Below are 18,401 nucleotides of genomic sequence, written 5' to 3'. Positions count from 1 at the left end.
TATCGACTGGGGTTCGTGTCGCTGGTGGGGCTAACAGGATTTGAACCTGTGGCCTCATCCTTATCAGGTCGATCACGGCGAGCTGACGGCACCATCTAACGAGCTCCCGGCCTCGGGGGCGCTTCCGCTGGGAGCCGGGTCTGACCGCCCTCGTCCGCGTCTGTTGGTGTCAGCCGCTGGTGTCAGGTGTCAGGGCTCCCCTTGACACCTGGGCAGAGAAACCACCAAGGGAACCCGTGAACGGTGATCAAGTGTGGGGTAGGAGGTCAGCGTCGGAGCACTTGTAGCCGTTCCCTTGGGGCCAGATGATCGCTTGGCCAGCAGCATCCGCGAGCTCAATGAGGTCAGCTCGGGGCTTGCTCGGCACGAGAACGGCTTGGTACCTGGCGCGCACGAAGCGGTTGTAGTCGATCAACTGACCCAGGGCCATACGCATGTTTTCCCTGGTCACACTACCTTTGGCCTCGATCAGAACATCCAGGTCTGGCACGTAGAGGTCCGTGAGGAGGGGCCTGGTCTCCCCTCCTGGCAGGATGCGCTGGCGGATCACCCGGTAGCCCTTGGTGCGCAGGTACGCGCTGAAGTCCAGCACCAGCTTGCTTTCTCGGCGCTCGGCCTCGTACGGCTCGCGGTTCGGGTCAACGAACGTCTTCTCGGTTTCGAGCCGCTCGATGTCGATCTCAGTGACCGTCTCATGCTGATCCGCGAGTAGCCGGCCCAACTTCGTGCCAGGGTGCTTGGCTGGGATGTCCAAGGGCCGAAGCTTGAAGACAATGACCTTGCGCAGCGGGCCGTCTCCGGTCTCCGGCGCGTCTGCTTCGTACCATCCCGCGACGACAAAACGGCCAAGGTAGGTCACGTTGCCGCGGGCGCCCTGGAAGACCCGCAGGGCTCGCCTCTCGGCCTCATGGTTCAGGATGCTGGCGTTGCCGGAGAGCATCCGCTGGTCTCCGTACTGCCCTTCCCCGCTGTAGTGGAAGAGCCCATCGGGCATCCAGCCGTCGTAGTACCCATGCTTCTCGCCGGCGATCGGATCCGTAAAGATCATCACGTTCGGCGTCTTCGCCGATGGTCCGATGCCGCCCTGCGTCCGCCCGCCGTACTTGGCGTGCAGCTGCTTGCGCTCGATCACATCACCTGGTTCGAGGTCCCACTCGATGGCCTCGCGCTCCGCGGAGCTCACCTCCGTCACGGTTGCTCGCCTCCTTAGTCCAGCCGCGTCTACTACGGCTGGTCGTACTGTACGCTGTCCGGGACGCATGTGAATCGGATACCGGATTTCGGCATCCGATTGAGCCAGGGCGTGCCACGGCGAACCTTGGAAGGAATGATTTGATCTGCGCGGCTTGGTAATTCGCTCTACCAATTACGCTCCGTGGAGCGCTGAACGCGACAGGTAAGCTGTCGCCATCTGACTTCTCACCGACCCTTGCTCTCGACCTGTACACGGTCGAGGGGGCCCAGGTTCGCCGGGCCTACCACTCAGGTGAGGAGAAGAGATGGAGAAGCGACAGCCTGAGGAGCGGGAAGAGAAGCCTGATCGCGACCCGGACCCGCGGTGGTTCCGGCTCCTGATCGCTACTCTGACCGCTGCGGCGGCTATCGCAGCCTGTGTGGAGCAGCTGGCGCGGCTCTAGTGCCGTGAGTTGAAGTGGTGCCGGGCGATGGTGGACCGCAACGAAGCGGGTCCGACCGTCTCTAACTCGGCCGGACCCGCTTCGATTACTCCACGCACGAGCCCGGTCCTGGTCGGCAAACCTGGGCCGGGCCTCCGTGCTGGAGGGCCTAGGTGCGCTGCGGGCTTGCAATCCGAGGTTGCAATGTCAACCCACTATATCTGTCTTGCCTCCAGTTACCCCTAGATGGTTCTAGATGCCGTTAGCGGCTTCATCGCGGTGCGTCGCGCTACCTGCTTCAGCAACCCACCGCTCTCCCCAGCTCCCATCCCGTACGCCGTCGACCCACACACCGTGGAGCAGGCGTGGTTCATGGCGTCCAGGTGGAGCGCGCCACTGTACGAACGACCTGGACGCCATGGGCCGCGCCTGCTCGGCTCTGCCTGGGTCGATGGCGTACGGGATGGGAGCCCCCCGCGCAAGCCCCTACGGGCCCGCAGTCGGAAACGGCGCCCCCTCCATCCCGGTGCCGGCCGATCCCCCGCCGGAGGCACTGTTCTGACCCGCGGGCGTTATGTGCGGTGATCGACTCATGGCTACGGCCCTATCCACGCGTGGGCGCGCGTCGGCGCAGCCCGCCGGAGCGGGCCGAAGGCAGGAGCGGCGGCGGAGCGGAGCCGGGAAGCGCGCCCGGCGGAGCGGAGCGCAGCCGGGGCTTGATGAGGTAGAGAAACCTGTAACAGCTCGTGGCCAATACGGGACTTGGCGCTGTCACGCCTCCGTGGTGATCTGGGAGAGAGCCGCGTACGAGGGGGCATGGGTGCAGCCGTTACTAGAGGACTTGGCACGGAACCGGCCGGGCGACGCGGTGCGCCGCAAGATCCAGGAGTTGCAGCCGAACCCACTGCTGAGACTGATTGACCGGTGGCGGCCAGGGTCGGAAATCCGTAGTTGGTCGGATGGCCTTACAGGGGAACGCATCACCGGCAAACGACTGAACAGCCTGCGGAGCCGAGGTTGGTTCACCCTTCATGCCATCCAGTGGGCGACCGGCGCAGACATCGACCACCTCGCCATCGGCCCGGCCGGCGTCTTCTCCATCAACTCCAAGCGACACCGGGGCAAGTCCGTTTGGTACGGCGACGCTGCGATCACGGTGAACGGGGCCGTGCAGCGCCACATCGCGATCGGTCAGTCTGAGGCGCGCCGCGTTTCCCGTGCCCTGTCCCGGCGCTGTGGGATCGATGTGCCCGTCCGCCCCGTGATCTCCGTGGTGCACGCGGCGAAGCTCACCGTGAAGAACGCCCACCCTCCGGTGCTCGTCCTCGCGGTCGAAGACCTCGACCGGGTCCTGTCGGGGTTGTCGCCGGTGCTCAAGCCCGAGCAGGTGGCGCACATCTACGGTGCGGCGAGGGACGCCCGGACTTGGGCTGCCTAATCAGGCGTCGAAGTCGTACTCCAGCACGTACGCGTTAGCGTCAAGGATCATTTCGTTCACCTCGACAGGGCGGCCCTCGTCTGCGAACGCGGTGCGGCAGATCATGATCACAGGGGTGCCCATGGAGAGCTGGAGTCGGCTTGCTTCCTCCTGCGACGGCATCCGTGAGCGGATCTCCTCGCGGAAGTGCACGGGCTTGTAGCCAAGCTCTGCCAAGCGGGCGTAGGTGCCGCCGGGGCCGGTGTCTTCTCGGGTGATCGCTGAACCCGCAACCAGGTCAGCAGGCAAATAGGACGTGGAGAGAAGGACAGGCTTGTCGTCCAGTACGAAGCGTCGGCTCCGTACGCAGGCCGAGGCGCCAGCCTCGATACTCAGGACCTGATTGATCCGATCGGGTGCAGCTTCCTCAGTGACCTGCACTTGGTCGACGACTAGCGCGCGGTCCCCGATGTCTGCCGACCAGATCGAACGCCCCGAACCCCACTGGTCACGGGAAAGCCGCTGTATGCCGCGTCGCCTGAGCGGCTTGAAGGTGCGCACGAACACGCCTGCGCCCTTGCGGGACTCGGCCAGGCCTTCGTTCTGGAGCACGCCGAGTGCTTGCCTCGCGGTCATACGGGCCACTTCGTACGTGGCCATGAGGTCGTTCTCGCCTGGTAGCCGATCGCCTGGGCCGTACTCGCCGGCCTGGATCGCTTCCCGCAGTTTGTCGGCGATGCGCTGGTACTTCGGCTGGCGTCCGCTGCCCTGGGTGGCCATGTGATCCCTCCCTTCCTCTCTAGACACCTTAGGTGAGTTATGTCGACCGGCCCAACTGCGGCTGACCTCAGTAGCCAACCTGAAACATCTCTAGAGATGCATTGACCTCTCTAGAGATGTGCTGTTCTATATCTCTAGAGAGGTTGCTCACAGGGGGCGACCCCGGAAGCAAGGGGACAGCTATGCCGTCGTTCAAGATCGACACTTCGACCGCTGTGGTGTTCGTCGCGACTGCGCCGGAACCGAAGATGGTCAACAAGAAGACCGGTGAGCGGGCCGTGGACCGGGAGACCAACGCGAGCCTCTCGACCGTGGGTCTGCTGGTCTCGGACGAAGGGGAGGGCAACCTCTACCAGGTGACCGTCCCGGAGACGGGCCTCCCGGAGGGTCTCCAGCCGGGCATGCCGGTCAAGGTCATCGGCCTGAAGGCGCGCGACTGGGAGAACGAGTTCAACGGCCAGAAGCGGCACGGCATCTCGTTCCGCGCGGTCGCGATCACCCCGGCGGCCTGACCATGGCCGACCTGACGATGTGGCTGGAGGCCACGGGAGCCTTAGCGGGCGCCGGTGGTCTCGGCTACGCGAAGGTACGCGCGCCGCGCGTGTACTGGTCGCTGGTCGGGATGCCGGTCACCTGGGGCCGCTTCCTCCTCTCGTACCGCTCCACGATGGACGTGTGTGGGCTGACGGTGCATCCGTCGGGTCTGCGGGCGTTCATGACCCGCAACGTCGCTCGCCGTGAGGTTCAGCCGGTCCCGCCGAAGATCCGCCGGGTACGCGGCACCTCGACCGGGCTGCGGGTGACCCTGAGGCTTCCCGCCGGTCTGGAACCCGCGGATGTGATGGCTTCCTCGGAGCGGCTCCGGCACGCCTGGGGTGTGCACTCGGTGACCGTGGTTGAGACGAAGCCCGGTTTCGTCGAGCTGCGGATGACCGGCTATGACGTGCTGCGCCGGGTGCGGATGCCGCGCAAGGCCCGCCCGCACGACATGACCGTGCCGGTCGCGGTTCGCGAGGACGGGACCGCGTTCGAGCGGGACTACCGCAAGGCCCCGATGGCGCTCACCCTGGGCGCGAACCACTCCGGCAAGTCCATGTATCAGCGCAACCTGATCAAGGGGCTGGCGCAACTGCCGGTGGCCCTGGTCGGCATCGACTGCAAGCGCGGGGTGGAACAGTCCGCCTTCGCGCCCCGGCTGTCGGCGCTGGTCACCACTCCCGACGACGCTGCCTCACTGCTCGGCGCGCTGGTTTCGGAAATGGAAGAACGCTTCGACCTGCTGAGCCGTCACCGTGTATCGGACCTGTGGGAGCTGCCCGACAAGGTGCGGCCGGTGCCGGTGGTCGTCCTGGTCGACGAGGTGGCGGAACTGTTCCTGATCTCCTCCAAGAAGGATGAGGAGCGCCGGGAACGGATCGTCACCGCGTTGATCCGGCTGGCACAGATGGCCCGCGCGATCGGCATCTACCTGGAGATCTGCGGGCAGCGCTTCGGCTCCGACCTGGGCAAGGGCGCCACCATGCTCCGCGCTCAGCTCACCGGCCGTGTGGTGCACCGCGTCAACGACAAGCAGACCGCCGAAATGGGCCTGGCGGACGTGGCACCGGACGCGGTCCCGGCCACGAGCCTGATCCAGATGAACCGCCCCGGGACCGCTGTCGCGGCGGACGTCTCCGGCGGCTGGTCGAAGATCCGCACCCCGAACACCTCGCGGGACGAAGTGGCTGCTGTCTGCCGCGAGTTCGCCCACCTGGTCCCGGAGCTGCCGTTCCTCGACCCGTTCCGCCCCTACGTGCCCGCTCCTGCATCGGCGGCCAGGCCGTCGCTGCTCAAGCCCCGCCCGGTCACCGAGTAACACCCGCACCCGCCACGGTCGGCGCGACCGCTTCGCGCCAGGTCCCTACCCGAGCCATGCCGAAAACGGAGTGATCCCCATGGCGACGACAAAGACCACCACGCCGGAACCCGCGAAGTGCCCGACCTGCAAGGGCTCGGGGGAGGTCTCCCGCACTGTCCGCGTCGGCCGCAAGCGCCGGACCGTCGGCCGGCAGACCGGCCTGTGCCTGGCCTGCCTCGGTTCCGGCGAAGCCCACACCGACTGAACCCCGCCGGGGCCGGGCGGCCGGACGTTGCTCACCGCCCGCCCCTGGCCCGACTCCCCTGAAGGGAGGTGCCCTCGTGTCCCGCTCGATCCGCTTCGATGCCGTACTCGTCCAGGCTGTCATTGCTGGCGCACTGTCCTTCGCCCACCTGCACGACCTGGCCGAAGCCGCCGGACAGACCGGCTGGAAGGCCTGGGCCTACCCGGTCAGCGTCGACCTGCTGCTCGTCGCCGCTTGGCGTCGACTGCGCACGGCCCGCCGTGACCGCTCCGCCTGGACCTGGTTCGTCATCGCCCTGACTGCCTCACTCGGCGCGAACATCGCCACCGCGGGCCTACTCGACCTGGACCACGTCCCCGCCTGGCTGCGCATCCTCGTCGCCGGTTGGCCCGCTCTGGCCTTTCTCGGCGGAACCCTCCTGGTCCACACGCCGACCGAGTCACCCGCTCCTCCTGCACAGCCTGTGGACGAACCGGCGGCGCCTGAAGTCGAGATGCACCGCACTGACGAACCCGCCCCCGACCCGGACTCCGCCGCGGCCGTGCCGGAGCTGGCACCCACCCCACCAAAGCCCGCGCCCAGTGCTCCTGCCGTTCCGGCCGCGCTGCTCGACCACGCCCGGAAGATCGCCGACGCCCACCAGGCCTCCACCGGGTCCCCGATGCCCGCCGATGCCCTGTCCGCCCGGCTCCAACTGCCCGCCCCGATGGCCGACGCCATCGCCGCCGAACTCGAACTCGCCTGACTCGAAGGGAGAAACGCCCGTGCCTGCTTACCGCCGCTTCCGCGACGTGATCCGTATCGGTCCCGTGCAGGTCGCCACCGCCTACGACGGCCGTGGCCGCGACAAGCACACCGCCGCCTGCACCGCCCCCGGCTGCGGCTTCGCCGCCGACTACGACACCCGCGCCGGTGCTGAACTCGCCGCCCGCACCCACCGCTGCAAGGCCTGAGAGGAGATCGCGCCATGGACGTACCGCTCTGGCTCGCCTTGCTCGTCGTCGGATGGCTCGGCGTCAAGCTCGCCCGCCCGCCGTGGTGGCTGGTCGCCGTGCTTCTGGTCGGCGGCTACCTCGTCGCTGACAGCGTCCTCGCCCCCGCCCTCGCCACCGTCCTCAAGTAGAGAAGGGAACCGCCTCGTGTTCACCCCGAAGTACCCGCCCCCGGACACCGCGCCCCCGGCCACGGCCACCCCGACCGTCATCCCGACGGCCGTCCAGCCGTCGGCCCCGGCACCGATCGCTCCCACCGCCTCAAACCGGCCCACGGTCCAGCTCACCCCGGGCAGCGCGCTCGCCCTCGCCGCTGGTGGTGGCGCCGTGGTTCTCGTCGTCGGGGCGGTCCTGGTCTCGCTGATGCTCGCGGTCGCCATCACCGGCGTCTCTGTCGCGGTGGTCGCGGTCGTCCTGCGTCTGCTCGTCAAGGACCTCAACAACCACCGCTGAACGGCCCCCGGAGCGGCCTCGGTCGCCAAACTTCCGCCGCTCCGGGCGCCTGCAACCCATTCCAGATCCAACGGACCCGAAAGGGAGACCTCATCATGCCCCAGCACGCCCAGGACACGCGCGTCTGCCGCGCCTGCGACGGCTTCCCCACCGTGGCCATCACCACCGGCGGACGCCACAACGACGGCTCTCGGATCCTCCTCCGAGTCGAATGCCGCACCTGCCAGGGCACCGGCCGCACCGCCCCCGCCGCCCTCGTGCAGACCGGGAGGTGACCGTCGTGGCTCTCCTCGACTGGCGCTCACCCGAGCACTTCGACCACAGCGGCGACAAGCCCTGCGTGATCTGCACCAAGCCCACCCCCCTGCGCTCCGACCGCGGCAAGCCCGTCCACAAGGTCTGCGCAGAGGAGTGGATCGACCGCCACAGCGTCCAGGAGGACGACGCGTGACCGACACCGCCACCGCGGCGGGCCTGGACCCGGCCATCCTCGCTGACGTGCTGAGGGTGGCCGGGTCCCCCGGCTTCGACCGCATCCAAGACCAGATCCGCCGCACCGGCGGCTGCTCCGACCCCATCCACCTGCAAGGCGCCACCGTCACCCGCGACGCTGCCACCGGTCAGGTGCTGCACTCCTACTCGACCGACACCGAGCCCGGCGGTCGCCTCCGTGTCGCTTGCGGCAACCGCCGCGCCTCCCGCTGCCCGGCCTGCGCCTGGACCTACGCAGGCGACACCTACCACCTCATCCGCGCCGGACTCGTCGGCGACCCCGACAAAGGCACCCCGCACACCATCCGCGATCACCCGCGGGTCTTCGCCACCCTCACCGCACCGTCCTTCGGGCCAGTCCACAACCGCCCCGGAAACCGGCCCTGCCGCTGCGGCCAGCACCACGGCGAGGACGCACCTCAACTCGGCACCCCGCTCGACGCCGCCACGTACGACTACGCGGGCGCCGTGCTGTGGAACAACCACGCCTCCGAACTGTGGCGCTACTTCACGATCTACCTGCGCCGCGAGATCGCCAAGCGAGCCGGACTGACACAGAAGGCTGCCAAGGAACAGTCCCGCGTCTCCTTCGGCAAGGTCGCCGAGTACCAAAAGCGCGGGGCCGTCCACTTCCATGCCGTGATCCGTTTTGACGGCCCCGACGGGCCGGACGATCCGCCGCCGGCATGGGCCACCTTCGATCTGCTCACCGACTCCATCCATGCCGCCGCCGCCCGCGTCGCGGTCGACGTGCCCGCCGCAGGGGACCAGCCCGCCCGGACGCTGCACTGGGGCACGCAGCTCGACGTGCAGCCGATCGGCGCCTTCGGCCACGGCGAGGAGATCACCGAACAAGCCGTCGCCTCCTACGTCGCCAAGTACGCCACCAAAGCCGCCGAGACCACCGGCACCGTCGACCGCCGCATCGGCAACAAGGAAGCCCTGGTCCTCCTCGGCGTACCCGACCACCCTGCCCGGCTCATTGAGGCCTGCCTCGACCTGCACCCGCTCTACCCGGACCGCAAGCTCCGGGACTGGGCTCACATGCTCGGCTTCCGCGGCCACTTCTCCACCAAATCCCGCCGCTACTCCACCACCCTCGGCGCCCTCCGGCAGACCCGCGCCGACTACCGCGCAGCCCAGCAGCGCGAAGCCCTCGGCCTGCCCGACCCCGACGACGAGGAAGCAACCACCCTGACCCTCGCCCACTGGTCCTACGCCGGTCACGGCCACACCCCCGGCGAATCCTGGCTCGCCGCCAACATCCGCCGCGACATCCAGCACAACCGCGAACTCGCACGCGAGGAACTACCCGCCCTGCTCGACCTCGAAGGAGCTGCAACATGACCACCGCCGCCCCTGAACTGCTGACCGTTCCGGAGGTCATGTCGCGGTTGAAGGTGGGCCGGACCAAGGTCTACGACCTGATCCGTACACACCGCCTCGTGTCCATCAAGGTCGACGGCTGCCGACGCATCCCGGCTCACGCGGTCGGCGACTTCATCGCCAGCCAGCTTGGGGAGGCTGCCTGATGGCGAAGCGTCGCCCTAACGGCGGTGGCACGATCACCAAACGGTCCGATGGCCGGTATCACGGCGCCGCCTACGTGACCGACACAGACGGCAATCGGGTCCGCAAGTACGTCTACGGCCGGACCTGGGACGAAGCCAACGAGAAGCTCAGCAAGCTCCAGGACCAGGAGCGAAACGGCATCCCGGTGCCCTCTCGTTCCTGGACGCTCGGCGAGTGGCTGGCTTACTGGTTGGAGCACATCGTCAAGCCGGAACGCGAGCACAACACGTACGTGAAGTACGAGTCCAAGGTCAGGCTGTACCTGCTGCCTCACCTCGGCAAAAAGCCGCTGGTCAAGCTCACCCCAGCACAGATCCGGGCCTTCATGGCGGCCCTGGCCCGCGAGAAGGTTGGCGCTTCGGCTCGTTTCGAGGTCCTCCGCGTCCTCCGCAACGCCCTCAACCGGGCCATGCGCGAGGAACTGGTCACGCGCAACGTCGCACTCCTGGTCGACATGCCCAAGGTCACCAAAGACAGGGGCACGGCATGGAACGCCCGGGAAGCCATCGCGTTCCTACGGTCGGTCCGCGCTCACCGGCTCTACGCGGCCTGCGTCCTCGTCCTGGTCCTCGGGCTCCGTCGCAGTGAGGTGCTCGGCCTGCGCTGGCAGGACATCGACTTCGAGGCGGGCCGCTTCACCCCGGTCAAGCAGGTCCAGCGGGTCAAGGGCGTCGGCCTGGTCCTCAAGGACCTCAAGACGGAGTCCTCACAGGCCGTGCTCCCGCTTCCCGAGTTCTGCGCCCGTGTCCTGGAGGAGCGGCGCGAGCTGCAAGCCCTGGAACGGAAGATCGCCGGTGAGCACTGGTCGCAGGAGCCGGACCATGACCTGATCTTCTCCGCCGAGCACGGCGGCATGATCGACCCCGTGGGCTTCTCTCGGACCTTCGCTCGGCTCGTCAAGCGCGCTGGCGTCCGCCGGATCACGGTCCGCCTCGCTCGGCACACCTGCGGGACCCTGCTCGCCTTCCTGAAGGTGCACCCCAAGGTCGCTCAGGCGATCCTCCGACACAGCCAGATCAGCATGACCATGGACGTCTACACGCACGTGGTAGGGGACAGCGAGCGGGAAGCGGTCGGCATGCTCGCCGAGCTTCTGGAAGATCCACTCATCGGTTGATGTCAGCCATGGATGTCAAAGACCCCCAGCCGCTACCGACTGGGGGTCTTTTCGCTGGTGGGGCTAACAGGATTTGAACCTGTGGCCTCATCCTTATCAGGGATGCGCTCTAACCAACTGAGCTATAGCCCCGCCGCGCTCTGCGGTGTGTGTCCCGCGCGCTGACTCCTGAAGATTAGCGCACGACATGCGCAGTCCCAAAATCGGTTGTCGGGACAACGTCAAAGGACGTCACTCGTCCTCGGCGAGCGTCAGCTCGACACCGCCCACGAAGCCCGCGGACAGGTTGTAGATGAACGCGCCGAGGGTCGCGAGGGCCGTCGCCAGGACGACGTCGATGACCGCGATGATCGACGTGAACATCAGGACGTTCGGCAGCGACAGGAAGGCCTGCAGGTCGAAGCCGTTGGACTCGTTCGAGCCGGTGGCCTCGGAGATCGTGCCGCCGACCGACGAGAAGACGCCCATCGCGTCCATGACCATCCACAGCACGGCGGACGCGACGATCGTGCAGATGCCCAGGGCGATGGAGAGCAGGAAGCTGACCTTCATCACCGACCACGGGTCGGCCTTCGCCACCCGCAGCCGCGCCTTGCGGACGCGCGGAGCGGTGCGCGCCCCCGTGCGGGGACGCCGTGCGGCTGCGGTGCCGGTACCGGCACCCCCGGCCGCCTGCTGCGCAGGGTAGGCCTGCGGCGGGTGGTAGGGCCCGGCAGCCTGCTGCGTCTGCCGCTCCCCGGGCAAGGGGGAGGCCGTGCCCGGCTCCTGGGCGGCCGGCTGCGGCTGCGTGCCGGAGGCGGACGGGCCCGCGCCGGCCTTGTGCTGCTGGGTCTGCGGACCCCGGGTGTCCGTCACCGTTCCCCCCTGTGATTCATGCGCGTCAGGCGAGGGCGCGTCCTTGGTCGGGGACTTGATCGCCTTCAGGTTGGTCGTGTGCGGGTCCGCCGCACGCGCGGCGGAGCCACGACCACCGTCGTCCGCTTCCGTACCCCTTGAGGTACCGGCCGGTCCGGCGCCCGTGGCTCCGCTCACGCTGACTCACTCCTCGTGCCTACTCGGCCGAGGGCGCCTCACCCTCGTCCGTGCCGGTGGTCGCGGCATCCTCGGCGGTCTCGTCGACGACCACGTCGCCGTCGACCTCTTCCGCCTCGCGCCCCGCCTCGGCGTTGCGAGCGATGCCCACGACGGCATCGCGCTTGCCCAGATTGATCAGTTGGACGCCCATGGTGTCACGGCCGGTTTCCCTGATCTCGTTGACTCGCGTACGAATCACACCGCCCGACAGCGTGATGGCGAGGATCTCGTCGGTCTCCTCGACCACCAGCGCGCCGACGAGGGATCCACGGTCCTCGACGATCTTGGCAGCCTTGATGCCGAGGCCGCCGCGACCCTGGACGCGGTACTCGTCGACGGCGGTCCGCTTCGCGTACCCGCCGTCTGTGGCAGTGAACACGAACGTACCGGGTCGAACAACATTCATCGAGAGCAGCTCGTCACCCTCGCGGAAGCTCATGCCCTTGACACCCGAGGTGGCACGGCCCATGGGCCGCAGGGTGTCGTCCGAGGCCGTGAACCTGATCGACTGCGCCTTCTTGCTGATCAGAAGCAGATCGTCCTCCGCCGAGACCAGTTCGGCTCCGATCAGTTCGTCGTCCGAACCGTCCTGACCCTCGCGCAGGTTGATGGCGATCACACCGCCGGAACGAGGCGAATCGTAATCCTTCAGAGGCGTCTTCTTCACAAGTCCGGCCTTGGTGGCCAGAACGAGGTAGGGAACCGCCTCGTAGTCGCGGATCGCCAGGATCTCGGCGATCGCCTCGTCCGGCTGGAAGGCGAGCAGGTTCGCCACGTGCTGACCGCGCGCGTCGCGGCCGGCGTCGGGCAGCTCGTAGCCCTTGACGCGGTAGACGCGGCCCTTGTTGGTGAAGAACAGCAGCCAGTGGTGCGTGGTGGACACGAAGAAGTGGTCGACGATGTCGTCTTCCTTGAGCTTCGCGCCGCGCACGCCCTTGCCGCCGCGCTTCTGGGCGCGGTAGTCGTCGGTCTTGGTGCGCTTGATGTAGCCGCCCCGGGTGACCGTGACGACGATGTCCTCCTCGGCGATCAGGTCCTCGATGGACATGTCACCCTCGTAGGGGATCAGCGTCGTCTTGCGGTCGTCGCCGAACTTCTCGACGATCGCGGTCAGTTCGGCGCTGACGATGCCGCGCTGGCGGACCGGGGAGGCGAGGATCTCGTTGTACTCGTTGATCTTCGCCTGGAGTTCGTCGTGCTCCTGGACGATCTTCTGGCGCTCCAGGGCGGCCAGTCGGCGCAGCTGCATCTCGAGGATGGCGTTGGCCTGGATCTCGTCGATCTCCAGCAGGCTCATCAGGCCGCCGCGGGCGATGTCGACGGTGTCACTGCGCCGGATCAGCGCGATGACCTCGTCGATGGCGTCCAGGGCCTTCAGCAGACCGCGCAGGATGTGCGCCCGCTCCTCGGCCTTGCGCAGCCGGAAGCGCGTACGGCGGACGATGACCTCGATCTGGTGGGTCACCCAGTGGCGGATGAACGCGTCGAGCGAGAGCGTGCGCGGCACGCCGTCCACCAGCGCCAGCATGTTGGCGCCGAAGTTCGTCTGCAGGTCGGTGTGCTTGTAGAGGTTGTTCAGCACGACCTTGGCGACCGCGTCCCGCTTCAGCACGATGACCAGGCGCTGGCCCGTGCGCGAGGAGGTCTCGTCGCGGACGTCCGCGATGCCGCCGATCTTGCCGTCCTTGACCAGGTCGGCGATCTTCTGCGCGAGGTTGTCGGGGTTGACCTGGTACGGGAGTTCCGTGACCACCAGGCACTGGCGGTTCTGGATCTCCTCGACCTCGACGACCGCGCGCATGGTGATGGAGCCGCGACCGGTGCGGTACGCCTCCTCGATGCCCCGGCGGCCGACGACGAGCGCGCCGGTCGGGAAGTCCGGGCCCTTGATGCGCTCGATGAGCGCGTCCAGCAGCTCCTCGTGCGAGGCCTCGGGGTTCTCCAGGTACCACTGGGCGCCGGCGGCGACCTCGCGCAGGTTGTGCGGCGGGATGTTGGTCGCCATACCGACCGCGATGCCTGCCGAGCCGTTGATCAGCAGGTTCGGGAAGCGGGCCGGCAGGACGGTCGGCTCCTGGGAGCGGCCGTCGTAGTTGTCCGTGAAGTCGACGGTCTCCTCGTCGATGTCGCGGACCATCTCCATCGACAGCGGCGCCATCTTGCACTCGGTGTACCGCATGGCCGCGGCCGGGTCGTTGCCCGGGGAGCCGAAGTTGCCGTTGGAGTCCACGAGCGGCATGCGCATCGACCACGACTGCGCGAGGCGGACCAGCGCGTCGTAGATCGAGGAGTCGCCGTGCGGGTGGTAGTTGCCCATGACGTCGCCGACGACGCGGGCGCACTTGTAGAAGCCGCGCTCGGGCCGGTAGCCGCCGTCGTACATGGCGTACAGCACCCGGCGGTGGACGGGCTTGAGGCCGTCGCGGACGTCCGGCAGCGCACGCGAGACGATGACGGACATCGCGTAGTCGAGGTACGAGCGCTGCATCTCCGTCTCGAGCCCGACGGGCTCGACGCGCATGGCCAGGGCGTCACCCTCGGGCGTCGTCACGGGAGTGTTCTCGTCGGTCATTGCTGGTGAAGATCCTTCCTGATGCGGTCAGCTGAGACCGACTCAGATGTCGAGGAAGCGGACGTCCTTGGCGTTGCGCTGGATGAACGCGCGGCGGGCCTCGACGTCCTCGCCCATGAGGACCGAGAACAGGTCGTCGGCCTGGGCGGCGTCGTCGAGGGTGACCTGGCCGAGGACGCGGTGCTCCTGGTCCATGGTCGTGATGCGCAGCTCCTCGGCGTTCATCTCGCCGAGACCCTTGAAGCGCTGGACCGAGTCCTCGCGGATGCGCTTGCCGGCGTTGCGGCCCATCTCGATCAGGGCGTCGCGCTCGCGGTCGGAGTACGCGTACTCGAAGTCGTCCTTGCCCCACTTGATCTTGTAGAGCGGCGGGCGGGAGAGGTACACGTGCCCGGCCTCGACCAGGGGCCGCATGAAGCGGAACAGGAAGGTCAGCAGCAGGGTGTTGATGTGCTGGCCGTCGACGTCGGCGTCCGCCATCAGAATGATCTTGTGATAGCGCAGCTTCTCGATGTCGAAGTCCTCGTGGACTCCGGTGCCGAAGGCCGAGATCAGCGCCTGGATCTCCTGGTTCTGCAGGATCTTGTCGATCCGCGCCTTCTCGACGTTCAGGATCTTGCCGCGGATCGGGAGGATCGCCTGGTACTGCGGGTTGCGGCCGGACTTGGCCGAGCCGCCGGCGGAGTCACCCTCGACGATGAAGATCTCGCACTTGGTGGGGTCGTTCGACTGGCAGTCGGAGAGCTTGCCCGGCAGGGACGCTGTCTCCAGCAGACCCTTGCGGCGGGTGAGGTCACGGGCCTTGCGGGCCGCCACGCGCGCGGTGGCCGCCTGGATGCCCTTGCGGATGATGTCCGCGGCCTCGTTCGGGTTCCTGTCCAGCCAGTCCGCGAGGTGCTCGTAGACGACCTTCTGGACGAAGGTCTTGGCCTCGGTGTTGCCCAGCTTGGTCTTCGTCTGGCCTTCGAACTGGGGCTCGCTCAGCTTGACCGAGATGATCGCCGTCAGACCCTCGCGGATGTCGTCACCCGTGAGGTTGTCGTCCTTCTCGCGCAGCAGCCTCTTGTCGCGCGCGTACTTGTTGATCAGCGAGGTCAGCGCGGCGCGGAAGCCCTCTTCGTGCGTACCGCCCTCGTGCGTGTGGATGATGTTGGCGAAGGAGTACACGCCCTCGGTGTAGCCGCCGTTCCACTGCATGGCGACCTCGAGGGACAGGTGCTTGTCCTTGTCCTCGGCCTCCAGGTCGATGACGGTGGGGTGCACCGCCTCGCCCTTGCGGGAGTTGAGGTACTTCACGAAGTCGACGATGCCGCCCTCGTAGTGGTACGTGACCGTCTTGACCTCGGCGGTCTCGTCCGCGCCCGCCTCGTCCGCCCCGGAGGTGGCCTTCGCGGACTCGCGCTCGTCGGTGAGCTTGAGCGTGAGGCCCTTGTTGAGGAACGCCATCTCCTGGAAGCGCCGCGAGAGCGTCTCGAAGGAGTAGTCGGTGGTCTCGAAGATGTCCGGGTCGGCCCAGAAGGTGACCGAGGTGCCGGTCTCCTCGGTGGCCTCGTGCTGGGCGAGCGGCGCCGTGGGGACGCCCATCTTGTAGTCCTGCGTCCAGCGGTGGCCGTCGGTCTTGACCTCGACGGCGACCTTCGAGGACAGCGCGTTCACGACGGAGACACCCACGCCGTGCAGACCACCGGAGACCGCGTAGCCGCCGCCGCCGAACTTGCCGCCCGCGTGCAGCACGGTCAGCACGACCTCGAGGGCCGGCTTGCCCTCGGAGGCGACGATGCCCACCGGGATGCCACGGCCGTTGTCGACGACCCGGACGCCACCGTCGGGGAGGATCGTCACGTCGATGGTGTCCGCGTGACCGGCCAGCGCCTCGTCGACCGAGTTGTCGACGACCTCGTACACGAGGTGGTGCAGCCCTCGCTCACCGGTCGAGCCGATGTACATGCCGGGTCGCTTGCGGACCGCGTCCAGACCCTCGAGGACGGTGATGGCACTGGCGTCGTACGAGGCGGTGACCTCGCCGTTGGAGGTGATCGCCTCGCTGGTCACGCCTGCGTCGGTGGACGGGATGTTCTCGTTGGGGTTGCCGGAATCGGCCACGAAGCGCCCTTTCTGGCACAGCACGAGCCAGGCTCGTCGGCGGGTTGCCGGAGCGGCTGCGGCATGTTGCGTTGGTAAGCCTTGATCAGCGTTGCTCAGCTTTTCCCGGACGGTCCCCACGATTGGGGCGGGATTGCTTCCAGTCTACCGGTAGCACTGACACTGATGGGGGTTTGCCGGTACCTGAGTCCGCATGTGCCGCCCTCGACGGGTCTTGTCCGACTCCCGATATACGGATGGGGGCTCCAAGAGGCTCACGGAGGCACTCAGCGCTTCCGGCCGTCAACCCCTGGCTACTTAGGAGTCAGGTCGCGATTCGCAACCGTGTGCGGGCACACGACGGGAGGGCCGCCGACGCTCCGGATGGGCGGGCGGAAGCCCGCGATGTGAAGTCGGTCACGTGCTGTCGACGGGTGGGAAACCGGTGCCGCTCAGCCGTAGGTGTCGCCCGGACCGGTGCTGCCGGGGGCGCGCAGCGGGCCGTAGCGGCGCGCGGGGCCGCTCGGGCCCTGCACCTTGATCAGCTTCACCGTGCCGTGGCCCAGGTCCTCGTTGAGGCGTGCGACCAGCGTGGGCGCGAGCAGCCGGAGGTTCGTCGCCCAGGCCGTCGAGTCGCAGCGCACCGTCAGGACGTGCTCGTCCTCGTCGTACCTCTCAGGGACGCAGTGCTTGGCCACGTCCTCGCCTACGATCTGCGGCCAGCGGCCCATCACACCGCCCACCGCGGCCGGCGCCTCCCAGCCGCGCTCGGTGATCAGTCGGTTGATCGCGGAGCCGAGCGCCATGGGGTCGCGTCCGTCCGCGCGCGCGCCGGAGCGCAGACCGCCGCGGCGCGCCTGCTTCTTCTGCTGTGCCGCGTCCCCCCGCGCGCGTGCGGCCTCCTTGGCGGCGCGCAGCGCCACGCGCGCGAGGTCGACGCCGGAGGGCTCGGGGGGCTTCGGGGCGCCGCCGGGTGTGTTCTGCGTCATACGCGCTCCACCGTGCCCTCGGACACGGCGAACCGCGTCCCGGACAGCACGTGCGGGACGTCGTCGTCGACCGCGGCCGTCACCAGGACCTGCTCGCCGGGCGCGACGAGCTCGGCGAGGCGCTCGCGGCGGCGGGTGTCCAGCTCGGCGAAGACGTCGTCGAGCACCAGCACCGGCTCGTTGCCCTCTGCCCTGAGCAGGTCGTACGAGGCCAGGCGCAGCGCCAGCGCGTAGGACCAGGACTCGCCGTGAGAGGCGTACCCCTTGGCGGGGAGCTGGCCGAGCTTGAGCTGGAGGTCGTCCCGGTGCGGGCCGATCAGGGTGACGCCACGCTCGATCTCCTGCTTGCGGGCCTCGGCGAGCGCCGCCATCAGCTGTTCGAAGAGGTCCTCACGGGTGTGCGCCTCGCCCGGCGCGGACGGCTTGTACTCCAGCGCGATCGGGCCGCCACCGGGCGCGAGTTGTTCGTAGGCCTTGTCGGCCAGCGGCTGGATCGTCGCGATCAGGTCCAGGCGCTGGGCGAGCAACTCGGCGCCCGCGCGCGCGAGATGCTGGTCCCACACGTCCAGGGTGGACATGTCCATGGTGCGGCCGCCGTGCCGTCGGGCCAGCGCGGCCGACTTCAGCAGGGTGTTGCGCTGCTTGAGGACCCGGTCGTAGTCGGAACGGACCCCGGCCATGCGCGGGGAGCGGGCGGTGATCAGCTCGTCGAGGAAGCGGCGCCGCTCACCGGGGTCGCCCTTGACCAGTGCGAGATCCTCGGGCGCGAACAGCACCGTCCGGACGATCCCCAGCACATCACGCGGCCTGACCTGCGAGGACCTGTTGATACGGGCCCGGTTGGCGCGGCCCGGGTTGAGCTCCAGTTCGACGAGCTGCTGTCGTTCGCCCTGCCGGACCTGGGCGCGGATGATCGCGCGCTCGGCGCCCATGCGGACCAGGGGGGCGTCGGAGGAGACCCGGTGGCTGCCGAGGGTGGCGAGATAGCCGACGGCCTCGACGAGGTTGGTCTTGCCCTGCCCGTTCGGCCCGACGAAGGCCGTCACCCCGGGGTCGAGCGGGACCTCGACCCGGGGGTACGAGCGGAAGTCGGCCAGCGACAGATGCGTGACGTGCATGGTCGTTTCGCCGACCTCCCTCGGT

The 18,401-nt window shown here is 68.1% G+C and carries 20 protein-coding genes and 1 tRNA gene; 13 read left to right on the top strand and 8 right to left on the bottom strand.

The genetic code is table 11. The features are described from left to right. Positions 1–247: 247 nt before the first annotated feature. Positions 248–1,192: a restriction endonuclease gene (locus ACFY9E_RS13585; RefSeq protein WP_390982619.1), complete on the bottom strand. Its 945-nt coding sequence runs from the start codon at positions 1,190–1,192 to the stop codon at positions 248–250. A gap of 1,205 nt (positions 1,193–2,397) precedes the next feature. On the opposite strand from ACFY9E_RS13585, the gene ACFY9E_RS13580 reads away from it, so the two are divergent. Continuing rightward, positions 2,398–3,054, top strand: coding sequence for an NERD domain-containing protein (locus tag ACFY9E_RS13580; RefSeq protein WP_390982616.1), 657 nt, complete (start codon positions 2,398–2,400; stop codon positions 3,052–3,054). On the opposite strand, the gene ACFY9E_RS13575 is transcribed toward ACFY9E_RS13580, so the two are convergent. Further along, a complete protein-coding gene (locus ACFY9E_RS13575; RefSeq protein ID WP_390982613.1) occupies positions 3,055–3,813 on the bottom strand; it encodes a UTRA domain-containing protein in 759 nt (252 codons plus the stop codon). Positions 3,814–3,995: 182 nt separating this feature from the next. On the opposite strand from ACFY9E_RS13575, the gene ACFY9E_RS13570 reads away from it, so the two are divergent. From ACFY9E_RS13570 to ACFY9E_RS13515, 12 genes are all read left to right on the top strand, one after another. After that, a complete protein-coding gene (locus ACFY9E_RS13570) occupies positions 3,996–4,325 on the top strand; it encodes a hypothetical protein (protein WP_191846593.1) in 330 nt (109 codons plus the stop codon). Between the two features lie 2 nt (positions 4,326–4,327). Continuing rightward, complete coding sequence (locus tag ACFY9E_RS13565) at positions 4,328–5,668, top strand: FtsK/SpoIIIE domain-containing protein (protein WP_390982612.1); 1,341 nt, start codon at positions 4,328–4,330, stop codon at positions 5,666–5,668. Between the two features lie 79 nt (positions 5,669–5,747). Continuing rightward, positions 5,748–5,915 (top strand): hypothetical protein, encoded by a 168-nt coding sequence (locus tag ACFY9E_RS13560; RefSeq protein WP_390982610.1) that lies wholly within the window; start codon positions 5,748–5,750, stop codon positions 5,913–5,915. 76 nt (positions 5,916–5,991) lie between these two features. Further along, positions 5,992–6,660, top strand: coding sequence for a DUF2637 domain-containing protein (locus ACFY9E_RS13555; protein WP_390982607.1), 669 nt, complete (start codon positions 5,992–5,994; stop codon positions 6,658–6,660). A 19-nt stretch (positions 6,661–6,679) separates the two neighbouring features. Next, a complete protein-coding gene (locus tag ACFY9E_RS13550) occupies positions 6,680–6,868 on the top strand; it encodes a mobile element transfer protein (protein WP_358310653.1) in 189 nt (62 codons plus the stop codon). Positions 6,869–6,882: 14 nt separating this feature from the next. Next, positions 6,883–7,038 carry a hypothetical protein gene (locus tag ACFY9E_RS13545; RefSeq protein ID WP_390982605.1) on the top strand — a complete coding sequence of 52 codons (156 nt, stop codon included), beginning with the start codon at positions 6,883–6,885 and terminating at the stop codon, positions 7,036–7,038. Positions 7,039–7,054: 16 nt separating this feature from the next. Next, positions 7,055–7,360: a SpdD protein gene (locus ACFY9E_RS13540; protein WP_390982602.1), complete on the top strand. Its 306-nt coding sequence runs from the start codon at positions 7,055–7,057 to the stop codon at positions 7,358–7,360. Positions 7,361–7,455: 95 nt separating this feature from the next. Further along, entirely contained in the window at positions 7,456–7,635 is a 180-nt protein-coding gene (locus ACFY9E_RS13535) for a hypothetical protein (RefSeq protein WP_390982599.1), read from the top strand. 5 nt (positions 7,636–7,640) lie between these two features. Continuing rightward, positions 7,641–7,811 carry a hypothetical protein gene (locus tag ACFY9E_RS13530; RefSeq protein ID WP_167345912.1) on the top strand — a complete coding sequence of 57 codons (171 nt, stop codon included), beginning with the start codon at positions 7,641–7,643 and terminating at the stop codon, positions 7,809–7,811. Continuing rightward, the gene (gene repSA, locus ACFY9E_RS13525) at positions 7,808–9,199 is read left to right on the top strand and encodes a replication initiator protein RepSA (protein ID WP_390982597.1); all 1,392 of its coding nucleotides are present in this window, start codon (positions 7,808–7,810) and stop codon (positions 9,197–9,199) included. The genes ACFY9E_RS13530 and repSA overlap by 4 nt, the downstream gene beginning before the upstream one ends. Then, positions 9,196–9,384, top strand: coding sequence for a helix-turn-helix domain-containing protein (locus tag ACFY9E_RS13520; protein ID WP_191846584.1), 189 nt, complete (start codon positions 9,196–9,198; stop codon positions 9,382–9,384). Before repSA ends, ACFY9E_RS13520 begins: the two co-directional genes overlap by 4 nt. Positions 9,385–9,458: 74 nt before the next feature. Then, positions 9,459–10,541: a tyrosine-type recombinase/integrase gene (locus tag ACFY9E_RS13515; RefSeq protein WP_390982594.1), complete on the top strand. Its 1,083-nt coding sequence runs from the start codon at positions 9,459–9,461 to the stop codon at positions 10,539–10,541. A 55-nt stretch (positions 10,542–10,596) separates the two neighbouring features. Here the strand turns inward: ACFY9E_RS13515 and ACFY9E_RS13510 are convergent. The 6 genes from ACFY9E_RS13510 to recF all read right to left on the bottom strand — a co-directional run bounded on the left by ACFY9E_RS13510 (position 10,597) and on the right by recF (position 18,376). Then, positions 10,597–10,673, bottom strand: a tRNA-Ile gene (locus ACFY9E_RS13510). Positions 10,674–10,772: 99 nt separating this feature from the next. Further along, complete coding sequence (locus tag ACFY9E_RS13505) at positions 10,773–11,573, bottom strand: DUF3566 domain-containing protein (RefSeq protein WP_390982591.1); 801 nt, start codon at positions 11,571–11,573, stop codon at positions 10,773–10,775. Between the two features lie 19 nt (positions 11,574–11,592). Then, entirely contained in the window at positions 11,593–14,187 is a 2,595-nt protein-coding gene (gyrA, locus tag ACFY9E_RS13500) for a DNA gyrase subunit A (RefSeq protein WP_390982588.1), read from the bottom strand. 42 nt (positions 14,188–14,229) lie between these two features. After that, positions 14,230–16,290, bottom strand: coding sequence for a DNA topoisomerase (ATP-hydrolyzing) subunit B (gyrB, locus tag ACFY9E_RS13495; RefSeq protein ID WP_390982585.1), 2,061 nt, complete (start codon positions 16,288–16,290; stop codon positions 14,230–14,232). A gap of 431 nt (positions 16,291–16,721) precedes the next feature. Further along, on the bottom strand, positions 16,722–17,258 hold the full coding sequence (locus tag ACFY9E_RS13490; protein ID WP_390982582.1) for a DciA family protein: 537 nt from the start codon (positions 17,256–17,258) through the stop codon (positions 16,722–16,724). After that, positions 17,255–18,376: a DNA replication/repair protein RecF gene (recF, locus tag ACFY9E_RS13485; RefSeq protein WP_142161934.1), complete on the bottom strand. Its 1,122-nt coding sequence runs from the start codon at positions 18,374–18,376 to the stop codon at positions 17,255–17,257. The genes ACFY9E_RS13490 and recF overlap by 4 nt, the downstream gene beginning before the upstream one ends. Positions 18,377–18,401: the final 25 nt, after the last annotated feature.

The organism is Streptomyces sp. NPDC012466, from assembly GCF_042955215.1.
Classification (GTDB): Bacteria; Actinomycetota; Actinomycetes; order Streptomycetales; family Streptomycetaceae; genus Streptomyces.
Note: the sequence above shows the minus strand (reverse complement) of the source record. Positions and strands in the feature narration are given on the sequence as shown.

What these genes read in the sequence shown, in the direction of transcription:
- ACFY9E_RS13520 (WP_191846584.1), top strand. Translation starts at nt 9,196, where the DNA reads ATGACCACCGCCGCCCCTGAACTGCTGACCGTTCCGGAGGTCATGTCG.
- ACFY9E_RS13570 (WP_191846593.1), top strand. Translation starts at nt 3,996, where the DNA reads ATGCCGTCGTTCAAGATCGACACTTCGACCGCTGTGGTGTTCGTCGCG.
- ACFY9E_RS13560 (WP_390982610.1), top strand. Translation starts at nt 5,748, where the DNA reads ATGGCGACGACAAAGACCACCACGCCGGAACCCGCGAAGTGCCCGACC.
- ACFY9E_RS13490 (WP_390982582.1), bottom strand. Translation starts at nt 17,258, where the DNA reads ATGACGCAGAACACACCCGGCGGCGCCCCGAAGCCCCCCGAGCCCTCC.
- gyrA (WP_390982588.1), bottom strand. Translation starts at nt 14,187, where the DNA reads ATGACCGACGAGAACACTCCCGTGACGACGCCCGAGGGTGACGCCCTG.
- ACFY9E_RS13575 (WP_390982613.1), bottom strand. Translation starts at nt 3,813, where the DNA reads ATGGCCACCCAGGGCAGCGGACGCCAGCCGAAGTACCAGCGCATCGCC.
- ACFY9E_RS13535 (WP_390982599.1), top strand. Translation starts at nt 7,456, where the DNA reads ATGCCCCAGCACGCCCAGGACACGCGCGTCTGCCGCGCCTGCGACGGC.
- recF (WP_142161934.1), bottom strand. Translation starts at nt 18,376, where the DNA reads ATGCACGTCACGCATCTGTCGCTGGCCGACTTCCGCTCGTACCCCCGG.
- ACFY9E_RS13545 (WP_390982605.1), top strand. Translation starts at nt 6,883, where the DNA reads ATGGACGTACCGCTCTGGCTCGCCTTGCTCGTCGTCGGATGGCTCGGC.
- ACFY9E_RS13565 (WP_390982612.1), top strand. Translation starts at nt 4,328, where the DNA reads ATGGCCGACCTGACGATGTGGCTGGAGGCCACGGGAGCCTTAGCGGGC.